Source organism: Pseudomonas sp. GYB4201 (assembly GCF_056312595.1).
In genome coordinates this window covers 380,482-395,731 of the sequence record NZ_JBWGIG010000001.1, presented here as the reverse complement: position 1 = coordinate 395,731, position 15,250 = coordinate 380,482, and the positions used below count along the sequence as shown (strand labels likewise).

Annotated in this window: 15 protein-coding genes and 1 tRNA gene; 9 read left to right on the top strand and 7 right to left on the bottom strand. The window is 63.8% G+C overall.

The window, feature by feature from the left end; all coding sequences use genetic code 11:
• Positions 1–9: 9 nt before the first annotated feature.
• The gene (locus AC0Z2B_RS01765) at positions 10–783 is read right to left on the bottom strand and encodes an ATP-binding cassette domain-containing protein (protein WP_473005118.1); all 774 of its coding nucleotides are present in this window, start codon (positions 781–783) and stop codon (positions 10–12) included.
• Positions 784–1,377: 594 nt separating this feature from the next.
• Here AC0Z2B_RS01765 and gabP point away from each other — a divergent pair.
• The gene (gabP, locus tag AC0Z2B_RS01760) at positions 1,378–2,772 is read left to right on the top strand and encodes a GABA permease (RefSeq protein ID WP_473005119.1); all 1,395 of its coding nucleotides are present in this window, start codon (positions 1,378–1,380) and stop codon (positions 2,770–2,772) included.
• Positions 2,773–2,964: 192 nt separating this feature from the next.
• Complete coding sequence (locus tag AC0Z2B_RS01755; protein WP_473005120.1) at positions 2,965–3,438, top strand: WbuC family cupin fold metalloprotein; 474 nt, start codon at positions 2,965–2,967, stop codon at positions 3,436–3,438.
• 248 nt (positions 3,439–3,686) lie between these two features.
• Here AC0Z2B_RS01755 and AC0Z2B_RS01750 read toward each other — a convergent pair whose 3' ends face one another.
• From AC0Z2B_RS01750 to AC0Z2B_RS01725, 6 genes are all read right to left on the bottom strand, one after another.
• A complete protein-coding gene (locus tag AC0Z2B_RS01750; RefSeq protein ID WP_416421979.1) occupies positions 3,687–4,115 on the bottom strand; it encodes a hypothetical protein in 429 nt (142 codons plus the stop codon).
• Positions 4,116–4,187: 72 nt separating this feature from the next.
• On the bottom strand, positions 4,188–5,009 hold the full coding sequence (locus AC0Z2B_RS01745; protein ID WP_416421980.1) for an acyltransferase: 822 nt from the start codon (positions 5,007–5,009) through the stop codon (positions 4,188–4,190).
• Between the two features lie 266 nt (positions 5,010–5,275).
• Positions 5,276–5,351 (bottom strand) — tRNA-Phe (locus AC0Z2B_RS01740).
• A gap of 91 nt (positions 5,352–5,442) precedes the next feature.
• Positions 5,443–5,715 carry an oxidative damage protection protein gene (locus AC0Z2B_RS01735; protein WP_008367870.1) on the bottom strand — a complete coding sequence of 91 codons (273 nt, stop codon included), beginning with the start codon at positions 5,713–5,715 and terminating at the stop codon, positions 5,443–5,445.
• Positions 5,712–6,779, bottom strand: coding sequence for an A/G-specific adenine glycosylase (gene mutY, locus AC0Z2B_RS01730; protein WP_416421981.1), 1,068 nt, complete (start codon positions 6,777–6,779; stop codon positions 5,712–5,714). The genes AC0Z2B_RS01735 and mutY overlap by 4 nt, the downstream gene beginning before the upstream one ends.
• A complete protein-coding gene (locus tag AC0Z2B_RS01725; protein ID WP_476294879.1) occupies positions 6,776–9,010 on the bottom strand; it encodes an AsmA family protein in 2,235 nt (744 codons plus the stop codon). The genes mutY and AC0Z2B_RS01725 overlap by 4 nt, the downstream gene beginning before the upstream one ends.
• A gap of 353 nt (positions 9,011–9,363) precedes the next feature.
• Between AC0Z2B_RS01725 and AC0Z2B_RS01720 the strand changes: the two genes are divergently transcribed.
• The 7 genes from AC0Z2B_RS01720 to AC0Z2B_RS01690 all read left to right on the top strand — a co-directional run bounded on the left by AC0Z2B_RS01720 (position 9,364) and on the right by AC0Z2B_RS01690 (position 15,207).
• The gene (locus AC0Z2B_RS01720) at positions 9,364–11,028 is read left to right on the top strand and encodes an OFA family MFS transporter (RefSeq protein ID WP_416421983.1); all 1,665 of its coding nucleotides are present in this window, start codon (positions 9,364–9,366) and stop codon (positions 11,026–11,028) included.
• 210 nt (positions 11,029–11,238) lie between these two features.
• Positions 11,239–11,832: an imidazoleglycerol-phosphate dehydratase HisB gene (hisB, locus tag AC0Z2B_RS01715; protein ID WP_008367877.1), complete on the top strand. Its 594-nt coding sequence runs from the start codon at positions 11,239–11,241 to the stop codon at positions 11,830–11,832.
• Entirely contained in the window at positions 11,832–12,470 is a 639-nt protein-coding gene (gene hisH / locus AC0Z2B_RS01710) for an imidazole glycerol phosphate synthase subunit HisH (protein WP_416421984.1), read from the top strand. The genes hisB and hisH overlap by 1 nt, the downstream gene beginning before the upstream one ends.
• On the top strand, positions 12,470–12,724 hold the full coding sequence (locus AC0Z2B_RS01705) for a DUF2164 domain-containing protein (RefSeq protein WP_416421985.1): 255 nt from the start codon (positions 12,470–12,472) through the stop codon (positions 12,722–12,724). Before hisH ends, AC0Z2B_RS01705 begins: the two co-directional genes overlap by 1 nt.
• A 40-nt stretch (positions 12,725–12,764) precedes the next feature.
• A complete protein-coding gene (gene hisA / locus AC0Z2B_RS01700; RefSeq protein ID WP_476294878.1) occupies positions 12,765–13,502 on the top strand; it encodes a 1-(5-phosphoribosyl)-5-[(5-phosphoribosylamino)methylideneamino]imidazole-4-carboxamide isomerase in 738 nt (245 codons plus the stop codon).
• Positions 13,503–13,512: 10 nt separating this feature from the next.
• Complete coding sequence (hisF, locus tag AC0Z2B_RS01695) at positions 13,513–14,283, top strand: imidazole glycerol phosphate synthase subunit HisF (RefSeq protein ID WP_027979889.1); 771 nt, start codon at positions 13,513–13,515, stop codon at positions 14,281–14,283.
• Between the two features lie 168 nt (positions 14,284–14,451).
• Positions 14,452–15,207 carry a substrate-binding periplasmic protein gene (locus AC0Z2B_RS01690; RefSeq protein WP_476294877.1) on the top strand — a complete coding sequence of 252 codons (756 nt, stop codon included), beginning with the start codon at positions 14,452–14,454 and terminating at the stop codon, positions 15,205–15,207.
• The last annotated feature ends 43 nt before the right edge of the window (positions 15,208–15,250 follow it).

Here is a 15,250-nt window from a genome sequence, read left to right as displayed (position 1 = left end):
GATGCTCCGTTAACGGTTGCTGGACATGAATTGTTTGCAGCGTGCCGACACTGGGTTGTCGAATACTTGATCAGGTGTGCCTTGTTCTTCCACCAGGCCCTGGTGCAGGAACACCACTTCGCTGGACACCTGACGGGCGAAGCTCATCTCGTGGGTGACCAGCAACATGGTACGGCCTTCTTCGGCCAGGTTGCGGATGACGGTCAGCACTTCCTGGACCATTTCGGGGTCCAGCGCCGAGGTGGGCTCGTCGAACAGGATTACTTTAGGCTGCATGGCCAGGGTGCGCGCGATGGCCGCGCGCTGCTGCTGGCCGCCGGACAGCTGGTTGGGGTACACGTGGCGCTTGTCGGCGATGCCGACCTTGGCCAGCAGCGCCTCAGCCACTTCAATGGCCTCGGCCTTGCTCTGGCCCAGCACGCGGCGCGGCGCCTCGATGATGTTGTCGAGCACGGTCATGTGCGGCCAGAGGTTGAAGTTCTGGAACACGAAGCCGATTTCGCTGCGCATGCGGTTGATCTGGCGGTTGTCGGCCGCCACCAGCTCGCCGTTGCGTGCAGCCTTGAGCTTGAGCTCTTCACCGGCCACGAAGATCTGCCCCTCGTGGGGGTTCTCCAGCAGGTTGGTGCAGCGCAGCAGGGTCGACTTGCCCGAGCCGGACGAGCCCAGGATCGAGATCACGGCGCCTTCCTGGGCGCTCAGCGAAACGCCCTTGAGCACCTCAAGCTGTCCGTAACGTTTGTGCAGGTTGCGGATTTCCAGCGCGGGCGTGGCCTGGGCCATGTGCGGTCCTCATCTATACGGTTGCGTTCCCGCCCTGAAGCGGTGCGCCAAACTAGCATGGCGCCGCCGTTATGGCAGTGGGCACGGGCACGGGGTGTCGCATGGCTGTAGCGGCATGTCGCCGACCAACGCCCATGGGGCCCGCGCGCAAGCGGGTGCGCGTGAAAAAAGGCGCGATGGTGCCAGTTTTGGCCGCCAATGGAAAGTAACCATTCATTAAACCGACCGGTGTGCACTGTGCCCAGTGACGTCCGTTGGTTGCACGTTTTTGTCGTAAAAGGCCATGCCAGGTTGCACCTTTGGTTGCACTTAAATTGTGCATTGGTGTTACCGAAGTCAGTTTTTGGTGCGACATTTCGTCCTGTTATTGTGTAGGCCGGTAACCCTTGGTTACAGGTGTACCGAAATGTCATTTTGATCAAGGGCTTGACCAATAGGGCTCAAAAGGCCGTCCTAGCGCTTTGGCATCACCGGTGAAAGGTTTTGGCGCAATATTTGCGTCAAAAATCCTCAACGGCATGTTGCATTCCCACAACACGGGTAGGTGTAACGCCAATTGCTGGACCGAACGCTATTCTTTGCATAGGTAGTTTTATGAGCAATAAGCACAACCACAACGACCTCGGGTCGGGGCTCAAACAGCGTCACGTCACCATGCTGTCCATCGCCGGCGTTATCGGCGCCGGCTTGTTCGTGGGTTCCGGCCACGCGATCGCCGAGGCCGGCCCTGCCGTGCTGCTGGCCTACGCTGCTGCCGGTACGCTGGTAGTGCTGGTAATGCGCATGCTGGCCGAGATGGCCATCGCGCAACCAGACACCGGTTCGTTCTCCACCTACGCTGACCGCGCCATCGGCCACTGGGCCGGTTTCACCATCGGCTGGCTGTACTGGTGGTTCTGGGTACTGGTAATTCCGCTGGAGGCCAACGCCGCCGCCGGCATCCTGCATGCCTGGTTCCCGGACATCGCCGTGTGGGTGTTCACCCTGCTGATTACCCTGGTGCTGACCGGTACCAACCTGCTCAACGTGAAGAACTATGGTGAATTCGAGTTCTGGTTCGCGCTGATCAAGGTAATCGCCATCATCGGCTTCATCATCCTGGGCGCTGCTGCCGTGTTCGGTTTCGTGCCGGGCAGCCAGGTCAGCGGTGTCAGCCACATCGTCGACACCGTAGGCTTCATGCCCAACGGCCTGGGCGCCGTGGTTGCAGCCATGCTGACCACCATGTTCTCGTTCATGGGTACCGAGATCGTCACCATCGCCGCTGCCGAATCGAAGGACCCGGGCAAGCAGATCACCAAGGCCACCAACTCGGTGATCTGGCGGATCTTCCTGTTCTACCTCGTGTCGATCTTCCTGGTCGTGGCCCTGGTGCCGTGGAACAACCCAAGCCTGCCGGCCATCGGTTCGTACCAGACCGTGCTGAACCTGATCGGTATCCCCAACGCCAAGATGATCGTTGACGTGGTGGTACTGGTTGCCGTGACCAGCTGCCTGAACTCGGCGCTGTACACCTCCTCGCGCATGCTCTACTCGCTGAGCAAGCGTGGCGACGCGCCGAAGATGGCCCAGCGCACCAGCAAAGGCGGCACCCCGTACTGGGCCGTGCTGCTGTCCACCGCTGCTGCCTTCCTGGCCGTGTTCGCCAACTACGTTGCCCCGGCTGAAGTGTTCGACTTCCTGCTGGCCAGCTCCGGCGCCATCGCGCTGCTGGTGTACCTGGTGATTGCCGTGTCGCAACTGCGCATGCGCAAGCAGCGTGAGCAGAAGGGCGAGAAGGTCGAGTTCAAGATGTGGGCGTTCCCGGTGCTGACCTGGGCGGTGATCGTGTTCATCGTGGGCGTGCTGACCGTGATGGCCATTCGTGTCGACCACCGCATCGAGATCGTTGCCACCGGCCTGCTGACCATTGCCGTGGTTGCGGCTGGCCTGCTGGTTGACCGTCGTCGCAAGGCTTTGCCGCAAGGCCAGGCTGCGTTCGGCAAGTGATGTGCGGTGCTTGCTGACGCGGCCTGCAGCCGCTGCTACAGGTAACCCGTAGCAGCGGCCAAAGGTCGCGTCCAAGGCCCACAAAAAAGCCGCTGCCAGCAATGGCAGCGGCTTTTTTGTGGGCGGCGTTCAGGAGAATTTCACTAACCGGCAGGCATACTGGGCCTTTCAATTCGAACCGTGCCCAGCCCCATGAAGCAGATCAACACCGCGCTCCTCGACGAGCTCACCGCCCGCGCCCAGCAGTCTCCACGCCTGCGCGCCCACCACAACATGCACCCGCAATTGGTCGACCCCACCCAGCGCCTGGCCGTGGCCATGGAGCCGGGCACCTACGTGCGCGCCCACCGCCACCCGCACACCTTCGAGCTGCTGCACTCGCTGCGTGGGCGTTTCGTGGTGCTGCATTTCAATGACGCGGGCGAGGTGACCGACCGCGTGGTGCTGGGTGAAGAGACGAAGATGGTCGAGACCCCGGCCGGCGTCTGGCACGCGGTGTTGTCGCTGGACGAGGGCGCGGTGATTTTCGAAGTGAAGGACGGCGAGTACACGCCGATCCCCGAAGAGGACTACATGCCCTGGACCGTCGCCGAAGGCGAGCCAGGCATGGAAGCGATCATCGCCTGGTACGCCACCGCCCAGGTCGGCGACCGCTTCCAGTCTTGAAACCGCGTTGCCGGAAGCCTACACCGTGCGTGGTACGAGCCGGCCTTGGCCGCGCTGCAGCGGCCCTGTAGCAGCTGCCGAAGGCGGCGTCCGGGTGCACCGCGGCGCCTTGGACGCGGCCTGCGGCCGCTGCTACAGAAACTGCGTTACGTGCGTGGTAGGAGCCGGCCTTGGCCGCGATGCAAACAACGCGATCCGCAGGGCGCACCGCGGCGCCTTGGACGCGGCCTGTGGCCGCTGCTACGGTATCAGGCAGCCTGGGGCTGGATGTGCAGGTTGCCGTCGATGTCCTTCACCAGGCCGCTGGCCAGGAACAGCGGCACCAGGCGCTTGTGCAGCTCTGGCTCGACGAAGCCCTTGATGGCGGCCAGGTCCAGGATCGCGCCGTTGCCCAGCTCGGTCTTGGTGTACGACAGCCAGGCCTTTTTCAGCACCAGCAGCACGTCGCTGCCGGCGGTCAGCGCGTAGCGGCGGTTCAGCGCCTGGCCTTCGAGGTTGAAGGTGTGCTGGAACTCGTAGCCGGTTTCATCGCCACTGCTGGCCAGGCAACGCACGCAGGTGCACGTGCCGTCGCCAAAGGCGGCTCGCAGGTAGCTGTTGAAATCGGTGACGGGCTTGAGCGACAAGCGCTTGTCTACTTCAAACAGGTCCCCGGTCATTTTTTCCTGGGTGCTCATGGTCAATTCCTCGTCGTTCGGTTGCACAGGCGGTGCACGATACCAGCCGAAGACGGGGAGTGCTGCCAAACATTAGTACATCAGGGTGAACAGGCCCTTGCCGCCTACCTTGTAGTTCAGGTCGTGGGGGCGCTCGCCCATGGGCTTGGCGCCGCTGCCGCCGACGATCTTGTAGGGCGCGATATTCTTCGCCACCAGGGTGTTGGCCGTCACCACGGCGCCGCGGCCGATGCGCACGCTGTGGCCGATCAGGGCGCGGGTGGCGATCCAGGCGTAGTCGTCGATGTGGATGGGCCCGGACACCGACCAGAACTCGGGGGCGGTGAGGTCATGGCTGCCGGCGATGATCAGCACGTGGGAGGCGATGGCCACGTGGTCGCCGATGATCAGCCCGGCGCGCGCGTCGATCTGGCAGTGCCAGGCAATCACGCTGTCGTTGCCGATGACCAGGTTTTCCACGCCCAGCACTTCGGTGTTGCGCCAGATGGTCGAGCCCTTGCCGATCTTCGCACCCCCTAGACGCAGCCAGGCCAGGCGCACGTTGTGGCTGGGGATCTTGTTGATGATGATGTTGTAGGTCTGCTCCCACACCCGCAGCCAGCGGTCCTTGAGGGTCGCCCAGTTCTTGCCGTAGCGCGGCACCAGGGTGGTGGGGATGTCCTGCCGCAGGCGCTGGTACAGGCGCTTGGCCAGGGGGTCGTCGATGGTGGTCTCGATATTCACCGAGCAGATGCTGTAGCGCGCCTGCTCACCTTCGCCCTCGGCGAACAGCACGTTGTTGCTCATGCCCCATTGGTAAACCGCTTTCAGCCGGTCGAGGGTGACGCCCAGTTCCTCGGCCAGCGAGGGCAAGCGTTCGGGGAGGTCGGTAGAGTGGAAGATGCGATGTTTCATGCCTGACAGTCCTTTGGGCGCCCACCAGTGGTCGTTTGATGAGGGCAGGCGATCCTGCCTCATGTTTGGGGTCCATCAGCAGCCAATGCGGAGCGGTAATGGCAAAGGGCCAAACAGCGGCAATCTTAGCCCAGAACGGGGCCTGGTGCCGCCCACCGTGTGTCGGCATTTATACGAGATCGAAGAATCGCAGACAACAAAAAACCCGCACTAGGCGGGTTTCTTGTGGCTTTCAGGTACTGCATGCACCACCTGAAAGCGGAAGGTGGTGCCCAGAGACGGAGTCGAACCGCCGACACGAGGATTTTCAATCCTCTGCTCTACCGACTGAGCTATCTGGGCAACGGGGCGCATTAAAAGGCTTTTTCGACCTTGCGTCAAGCACGATCGCAAAAAATTTTTAATTAATTCCTCCGCTTACGTTTTTCCGGGCTCATTCGCTCGGCGGCACGTAGCCTTCGGCCTGGGCGTAATCCTCGCCGCTGAAGAACTTGTCCATTTCGCCCTGCAGGTATTTGCGGTCTTCGGCATTCATCATGTTCAGGCGCTTTTCGTTGATCAGCAGCGTCTGGTGCTTCTGCCAGTCGGCCCAGGCCTTCTGCGAAACGTGTTCGAAGATGTCCTGGCCCTTGGCACCCGGGTAGGGTGGGCGCTCAAGGCCTGGCAGCTCTTCTTTGTACTTGCGGCACATTACGGTGCGGGTCATGACAACTCTCCTGCATTCAAGGCATCGGCCGCGCGTTTCAGCAGTTTCTTCACCGGGGCGGCAAGGCCCAGGCGCGGCGGGGTGGCGAGGTTATACCAGAGCCAGTCGGCCTCGGCCACGTGGTGGGCCGACTCTTCGACGTGCACCAGCCACGGCGCGATGGCCAGCTGGAAGTGGCTGAAGGTGTGCGTCAGCGGCTCCAGGGCCTTGGGCGCCGCCATCACCAGGGCGTGCTGGGCGGTGAGGTGCTCGATGTCCTCGTAGCGGTCCAGCTCGGGCAGGCTCCACAGCCCGCCCCACAGGCCGCTGGAGGGCCTGCGGTAAAGCAGGATGGCGCCCTCGCGGTTCATCAGCAGGGGCATCAGCGTGTGCTTGAGCGGCACGGCCTTCTTCGGCTTGGGCACCGGGTAGCGAATCTCCAGGCCCAGCATGTGCGCCTGGCAGCCCTTTTCCAGCGGGCACAGCAGGCAGCTGGGCTTGGTGCGGGTGCACAGAGTGGCGCCCAGGTCCATCATCGCCTGGGTGTAGTTGTTCACCCGGGTGTGCGGGGTGTAGCGCTCGGCGTTGGCCCACAGCTGCCTGGCCACCTTGGGTTCGCCTGGGTAGCCCTCCTGCGCGGTGTAGCGTGCCAGCACGCGCTTGACGTTGCCGTCCAGGATAGGCGCGCGCAGGCCCATGCTGATGCTGGCGATGGCGCCGGCGGTGGACAGGCCGATGCCGGGCAGGTCGGTCAGTTTTTCAACGTCGCGGGGGAATTCGCCGCCGTACTGCTCGACGACGATCTTCGCGGTCTTCTGCAGGTTGCGCGCGCGGGTGTAGTAGCCCAGCCCGGTCCACAGGTGCAGCACTTCGTCTTCGGGCGCCTCGGCCAGTGCCTGGACCGTGGGCAGCGAGGCCATGAAGCGGTCGAAGTAGTTCAGCACGGTGCTGACCTGGGTCTGCTGCAGCATGATCTCCGACACCCACACCCGGTAGGGGGTGATGCCCTGTTGCCAGGGCAGGTCGTGACGGCCGTTGCGGTCGAACCATTCCAGTACTGCGGTGGAAAATTGCTCTGGGTTCATCGTTTGAACAGACCTTTCAGCGTGTTTTTCAGCTCGGGGCTGACCTTGTCGCCGAATTTTTCTTCCAGTTTTTCGGTGATCCTGTCGCCGGCAACCTTGGCAGCTACCTTGCCCATGCCTTCGCGGTCGATACGGCAGGCCTTGGCCCCCAGTTCGATCGGACCGCGGCAGCGCAGTGGCCATTCAATGCCGGCGAAACGTTCGTTGACCTGGCAGGCGGGGTCGGGCATGTCGCTCTTGTCGCCGTCCACCACCACGCCCACCTTGTAGTCCATGCCCAGCACGCGCAGGTCGATGTCGCCGTCGCCGTTCACGGTGATACCGGGGATGCGCACCTTCAGGTCCTGGTTGCTGGCCACGCCGTTGCGCACCACCACGCTGCCCTTGAGTTCCTGGAAGGGCGTGTCCTTGCCGCGCGGGATGCTGCTCAGTTCCTTGCGGTTGAGGGTGGCGATGCCCTGGCACACCTGCTGTTCCAGGTTGGCGTTGACCAGCACGCCGTCGGTGAGGGCGAAGTTGGCGGTGCCGTTGAGGCTGTCGATCAGCGCCTTCTGGCTGTTGCCGGTGCCGGTCAGGTTGCTGTTGAGGGTCATCAGGCCGCGCACGGGGGCGGGCTTGCCGTCCTTGCCCTTGATGAAGTGCTCCACCGGCACCTTGTTCAGCTGGGTCTGCAGCGCCACCAGCGGTTTGTCCGGGCGCACGTCGAGGCTGCCCTTGGTGCTGAAGGTGCCGTCGTAGAGCCCGCCGGACAGGTTTTTCAGGGTGATCAGGCCGCCCTGGCCCTGGGCCTTGAGGCTGGCGTCGTCGATGGGCCACTGGTGCAGGGTGAGCTGGCCGAAGCTCAGGTCGGCGGACAGCTCAAGCTTGCGCAGGCGTTCCACCGGCAGCAGCGTGTCGTTGCTCCAGGCGCCCTGGGTGGGGGCGCTGGGCAGCGGGCTGTCGCCGCCGCCACCGATGGCCGTGGCCTCGGTGGTCTTGACCTCGGCGTCGCGCGCTGCGCCAGCGCTGGAGGCTTCGGCACTGGTGGGCTTCAGGTAGCGGTCGGCGTTGAACGTATCGCCCTTGAGCTGCACGGTGATGGCTTGTTTGGCGAAGTCGGTCACCGCCAGGCTGCCGACCAGGCTGCTGCCGTCCAGCTTCACCGCCAGGTTGTTCAGCGCCAGGCTGTTGGGCGTGCCTTCCAGGCGGGTGACCATCTCGAATTGGGTCAGGCTGCCATCGGCCATGGCCGGCAGGGTCTGGTTGAGGCCGTCCATGAACGCGCGCAGGTCCATCTGGGCGATGGAAATGCCGCCGCTGACCTTGGGCTCGGTGCCCAGGTCGCGGGCGTTCAGCTCGCCCAGCGCACGCAGCTGGTTGAACGACAGCTTCAGGTTGCTCCAGTCGGCCACGTTGGCGCCCATGTCGACGTTCAGGTTGCCCTGGGCCGAATAGGTCACGGTCTTGCCTTGCAGTGGGTCGCCGCTGGCTTCGCCGGCCACCTTCATGTCGCTGAACTGGTAGCGCTTGAGCGCGCGTTCCATGCGCAGCTCGCCATTGATTTCGGTGCGCGCGCGCAGGTTGGGCTGGTTGGTGCCCAGGAAGGCGGTGAGCTTGACCGGGATGTCGATGCCGTCATGCACGGCGCCGGTGCTCAGCTGGATGCTTTCGGCGCTCAGCTCGCGGCCGCTCTTGGCGTCGCTGTAATGCACGCGGGCGTTGTTCACGGTGAGGCTGTCGATGTCCAGTTTCACCGGGCGGTCGGCCTTGTCCGGGGCGCCCTGGGTGTCGGCGGCGGGGTTGGCGATGTTGGGGTTCACCACCTCGTCGGGGGCCGGCGCCTTGGGCAGCGGCTTGCCGATGTCCTGCCAGTTGCCGTGGCCGTTCTCGTCGCGGGTCAGGGTCAGGCTCAGGCCTTCCACGCGCACGTCGCTCATCTGCACTTCACGGCGCAGCAGCGGCAGCACGCGCACCGACAGGCCCAGCATCTGCAGGTCGGCGAACGGCGTGGTGGGGTTCTGCAAGGTGGCGATGCTGGCGTCGTGCAGCTCCAGGCCCAGCCAGGGGAACAGGCTCCAGCCGATGTCGCCATTGAGGGTCAGCTCGACGTGGGCCTTGTCGCGGGCCAGCTTGCGGATCTCGTCTTTGTAGTCGTTGGGATCGAAGAAGTGGGTCACGGCGAAACCGAGCGCCACAATGATCAGCAACAGCCCGAGAATACACAGCCCCAGGATTTTGCCGAACGCTTTCATGGGCGAGTCCTTGTAGTGTCGAATTCAAATTTAGCCCGCGAGTATAGCGCCACGGGCCAGGCGGCAGGGTAACCGAGTGGGCAAGTGGGGATTTGCCGCCGGGCGTACCTGTTTCAGCATATTTCTACACCCGGCTGGCTGAACGAGCAGCGCAGTTTCGGCGTAAAAAGCGATATCAGATTGCTTCTACTGTAACCATCCGATGGTAATCTTTCGCCGTTCACCGGTCAGGTTGCGGCTTTTTGTCGCGAAAAACCTGCAGCTGCCGATAAAACGATCGAACGCCAGCGTGCTTCAAGGTCGTGGGCGGCCAAGAGGGCCGTGGACCATAAAAAAATCAAAGGGGTACAACAATGAGCAGCACCATTACTGCTGGGGGAGTCGCGGCCGAACGGCCGGCGTTCTTCTCCAAGGAACGCATCATCGCCAAGCCGGGGTTCAACCGCTGGCTGGTGCCACCGGCCGCCCTGGCCATTCACCTGTGCATCGGCATGGCCTACGGCTTCTCGGTGTTCTGGCTGCCACTGTCCAAGGCCATCGGCATCACGGCGGCCACCGCCTGCCCGGCCGACATGGGCTTTTTCGACCAGGTGTTCTCGTCCACCTGTGACTGGCCGATCTCCATGCTCGGCTGGATCTACACCCTGTTCTTCATCTTCCTGGGCTGCTCGGCAGCCATCTGGGGCGGTTGGCTGGAACACGCCGGGCCACGCAAGGCCGGCACCGTGTCGGCCATCTGCTGGTGCGGCGGCCTGCTGATTTCGGCGCTGGGCGTGTACACCCACCAGATCGCGCTGATGTGGCTGGGCTCCGGCGTAATCGGCGGTATTGGCCTGGGCCTGGGCTACATCTCGCCGGTGTCGACCCTGATCAAGTGGTTCCCGGACAAGCGCGGCATGGCCACCGGCATGGCGATCATGGGCTTCGGCGGCGGCGCCATGGTGGGCGCGCCCCTGGCGGCGGCACTGATGAGCCACTTCGCTACCCCCGGCAGCGTCGGCGTGTGGCAGAGCTTCGTGGCCATGGCGGCGATCTACTTCGTGTTCATGCTCGGTGGTGCGCTGTCGTACCGTGTGCCGCCTACCGGCTGGAAGCCAGAGGGCTGGACCGCGCCGGTCAAGAAAGCCAGCAACGCGATGATCACCCACCGCCATGTACACGTCAGTGTTGCGTGGAAAACCCCGCAGTTCGCCCTGGTATGGCTGGTGCTGTGCCTGAACGTGTCGGCCGGCATCGGCATTCTCGGCATGGCCTCGCCGCTGCTGCAGGAAGTGTTCGGCGGCAAGCTGCTGGGCCTGGACCTGACCTTCAGCCAGCTCAGCGCGGCGCAATTGGCCCAGATCGGCGCCATTGCCGCTGGTTTCACCGGCCTGCTCAGCCTGTTCAACATTGGCGGGCGCTTCTTCTGGGCCTCGTGCTCGGACTTCATCGGCCGCAAGAACACCTACTTCGTGTTCTTCGCCCTGGGCGTGGCGCTGTACGCGCTGGTGCCGAACCTCGGCCACCTGGGCAACATCGCCCTGTTCGTGGCGGCGTTCTGCGTGGTGCTGTCCATGTACGGCGGCGGTTTCGCCACCGTGCCGGCGTACCTGGCCGACCTGTTCGGCACGCAAATGGTCGGTGCCATCCACGGCCGCCTGCTGACCGCCTGGGCCGCTGCCGGCGTGCTGGGCCCGGTGTTGGTGAACTACCTGCGCGAGTACCAGCTGAGCATCGGCGTGGAACGCGCCGCGGCCTATGACATTACCCTGTACATCCTCGCCGGCCTGCTGGTGCTGGGTTTCCTCTGCAACGCACTGGTGCGGCCGGTGGCCGACAAGCACTTCATGACTGAAGCGCAGCTGGCCGCCGAGCAGGCGCTGGGCCATGACAAGGGCGCCGACGCCAGCACCGTGCTGGAGTGGAAAGCCGCGCCGGGCAGCAAGCCGCTGGCCGTGCTGGCCTGGCTGGTGGTGGGTATTCCGCTGGCGTGGGGCGTGATCGTGACCCTGCAGAAAACCGCCGTGCTGTTCCACTAACGGCGCGGGTACCTCCCCGTAGCCGCTGCCGCCAGGCTGCGCTGGCCCTCATTCACCCCGGAAATTTTGCGGGTGTACTCAAGGGTCAGCGCAGCCTTCGGCAGCGGCTACGGGTTTTGCGTCGGCTTGTTCAACCCTTTTGTTTCTGTTTGGCGCCCGCCCGGCCTATAATGTCTGCCTTTTTCGCCCAATGATTTTGCGGAGCTGGTGATGGCCGAACGTAAGGCGTCCGTCGAGCGCAACACTCTGGAAACCCAGATCAAAGCCTCGATCAACCTGGATGGCACCGGAAAGGCCCGATTCGATATCGGGGTACCCTTCCTTGAACACATGCTCGATCAGATCGCCCGTCACGGGCTGATCGACCTGGACATCGAGTGCAAGGGCGACCTGCATATCGACGACCACCATACCGTCGAGGACGTGGGTATCACCCTGGGCCAGGCGTTCAACCAGGCCATCGGCGACAAGAAAGGCATCTTCCGCTACGGCCACGCCTACGTGCCGTTGGACGAAGCGCTGTCGCGCGTGGTCATCGACTTCTCCGGCCGCCCAGGCCTGCAGATGCACGTGCCCTACACCCGCGCCTCCGTCGGCGGCTTCGACGTTGACCTGTTCCAGGAATTCTTCCAGGGCTTCGTCAACCACGCCAACGTCACCCTGCACATCGACAACCTGCGTGGGCACAACACCCACCACCAGATCGAGACCGTGTTCAAGGCGTTCGGCCGCGCACTGCGCATGGCCATCACCCTGGACGAGCGCATGGCCGGGCAAATGCCTTCCACCAAAGGTTGCCTGTAATGCAGACGGTAGCGGTTATCGACTATGGCATGGGCAACCTGCACTCGGTGGCCAAGGCCCTGGAGCACGTGGGTGCCGGCAAGGTCCTGATCACCAGCGACGCTGCGGTGATCCGCGAAGCCGACCGCGTGGTGTTCCCCGGCGTGGGCGCGATTCGCGACTGCATGGCCGAGATCAAGCGCCTGGGCTTCGACGCCCTGGTGCGTGAAGTCAGCCTGGACCGCCCGTTCCTGGGCATCTGCGTGGGCATGCAGGCCCTGCTGGACCACAGCGAAGAGAACGATGGCGTCGACTGCATCGGCCTGTTCCCCGGCAACGTGAAGTTCTTCGGCAAGGACCTGCACGAAGACGGCGCGCACCTGAAGGTGCCGCACATGGGCTGGAACGAAGTCACCCAGAGCGTCGACCACCCGCTGTGGCACAACATTCCGGACCTGGCGCGCTTCTACTTCGTGCACAGCTACTACATCGCCGCCGCCAAGGCCGGCCAGGTAGTGGGCCGTGGGCACTACGGCGTCGATTTCGCCGCGGCGCTGGCCGAAGGTTCGCGCTTTGCCGTGCAGTTCCACCCGGAGAAGAGCCATACCCATGGCCTGCAGCTGCTGCAGAACTTCGCCGCCTGGGACGGCCGCTGGTAATGAGCAAGAAGAAACCGCCGATCCTCACGCTCACCCCCGAGCAGGAGAACGAAGCCACCACGAAGATCAAGCGCTTCATGGAGGACCGGTTCGAACTGGACCTGGGGTCGTTCGAGGCGGCGGAGATTCTTGAGCTGTTTACCCGTGAAATTGCTCCGCACTATTACAACAGGGCGATTTTCGATGTTCAGGCGCACCTCAAGGAGCGTTTCGAGAGCATTGAAAGCGACCTGTGGGCGCTCGAGAAAAACTGATCTCGAGCATCGCTGAAAAATCGAATTGAAGGTTTGCCAGATGCTGATTATCCCCGCTATCGATCTCAAAGACGGTGCCTGCGTACGTCTGCGCCAGGGCCGCATGGAAGATTCCACGGTGTTCTCCGATGACCCGGTGAGCATGGCTGCCAAGTGGGTGGAGGGCGGCTGCCGCCGTCTGCATCTGGTCGACCTGAACGGCGCCTTCGAAGGCCAGCCGGTCAACGGCGAAGTGGTCACCGCCATCGCCAAGCGCTACCCCAACCTGCCGATCCAGATCGGCGGCGGCATCCGCTCGCTGGAAACCATCGAGCACTACGTGAAAGCCGGCGTCAGCTACGTGATCATCGGCACCAAGGCCGTGAAAGAGCCCGAGTTCGTGGCCGAGGCCTGCAAGGCCTTCCCGGGCAAGGTCATCGTCGGCCTGGACGCCAAGGATGGTTTCGTCGCCACCGACGGCTGGGCTGAAGTGAGCAGCGTGCAGGTCATTGACCTGGCCAAGCGCTTCGAAGCCGACGGCGTCAGCGCCATCGTCTACACCGACATCGCCAAGGACGGGATGATGCAGGGCTGCAACGTGCCGTTCACCGCTGCCCTGGCCGCGGCCACCAAGATCCCGGTCATCGCCTCCGGCGGCATCCACAACCTGGGTGACATCAAGGCCCTGCTGGGCGCCAAGGCCCCTGGCATCATTGGCGCCATCACTGGCCGTGCCATCTACGAAGGCACCCTGGACGTCGCCGAAGCCCAGGCGTTCTGCGATTCCTACAAAGGCTGAGGACTGACCCATGGCGCTGGCCAAACGCATCATCCCTTGCCTGGACGTGGACAACGGCCGCGTGGTCAAGGGCGTGAAGTTCGAGAACATCCGCGACGCCGGTGACCCGGTGGAAATCGCCCGTCGCTACGACGAGCAGGGCGCGGACGAAATCACCTTCCTGGACATCACTGCCAGCGTCGATGGCCGTGATACCACCCTGCACACCGTCGAGCGCATGGCCAGCCAGGTGTTCATCCCGCTGACCGTGGGCGGCGGCGTGCGCACCGTGCAAGACATCCGCAACCTGCTCAACGCCGGTGCCGACAAGGTGTCGATCAACACCGCGGCGGTGTTCAACCCCGAATTCGTCGGTGAAGCGGCGCAGCACTTCGGTTCCCAGTGCATCGTGGTGGCCATCGACGCCAAGAAAGTCTCCGGCCCGGGCGAAACCCCGCGTTGGGAGATCTTCACCCACGGCGGCCGCAAGCCTACCGGGCTAGACGCAGTGGAGTGGGCGAAGAAGATGGAAGGCCTGGGTGCCGGCGAGATCCTGCTGACCAGCATGGACCAGGACGGCATGAAGAACGGCTTCGACCTGGGCGTCACCCGCGCCATCAGCGACGCGCTGGGCATCCCGGTGATCGCTTCGGGCGGCGTCGGCAACCTGCAGCACCTGGCCGACGGCGTGCTCGAAGGCCACGCCAGCGCGGTGCTGGCGGCCAGCATCTTCCACTTCGGCGAATACACCGTGCCGGAAGCGAAGGCGTTCATGGCCAAGCAGGGCATCGTCGTCCGCTGAGCCCTGTAGCCGCTGCCGCCAGGCTGCGCTGGCCCTGGAGCACACTGGAGATCTCCAGCGTGGATGAGGGCCAGCGCAGCCTTCGGCAGCGGCTACAGCGTGATTGCGGGTAATGGCAAATTGCCTTAGTGTTGCATTCGACAGCCATGGATTTGGGGCTCGACTCTCATGAAGCGTTTTGCATTCGCCTTTCTCGCCAGTGTCAGCCTGTCGTTTGCCCTGGGCGCCCGCGCCGAGGTGCCAGCCGACTATTCCATGGTGCTGCTGACCGAGAATTTCCCGCCGTACAACATGGCCGCCAACGGCAAGAACTTCGCCCGGGAAGAGAACATCCAGGGCATCGCCGCCGACGTGGTGCGCGAGATGTTCAAGCGCGCGCAAATCCCCTACAGCATGACCCTGCGTTTCCCCTGGGACCGCATCTACAAGCTGACCATGCAAAGCCCCGGCTACGGCGTGTTCGTCACCGCGCGGCTGCCCGAGCGCGAGCAGGCGTTCAAGTGGGTGGGCCCCATCGGGCCTGACGACTGGATTCTGCTGGCGCGTGCCGACAGCAAGCTCAAGCTCGACAGCCTGGCCCAGGCCCGGCGCCTGAAGATAGGCGCGTACAAGGGCGACGCCATCGCCGAGACCCTGACCCGCGAGGGCATGCACCCGGTGATCGCCCTGCGTGACCAGGACAACGCCCAGAAACTGCTGGATGGCGAGATCGACGTGTGGGCCACCGGTGACCCGGCCGGGCGCTACCTGGCGCGGCTGGAAGGGGTGAACGGGCTCAAGACGGTGCTGCGCTTCAACAGCGCGCAGTTGTACCTGGCCCTGAACAAGGACACCCCGGACGAGGTGGTGGTGCGCCTGCAGAAGGCGCTGGACCAGATGCGCAGCGAAGGCATCGTCGACGACATCATGGCCCGTTACCTCTAAACACCCCTCGTAGCAGCTGCCGCAGGCTGCGTCCGTGCCCATC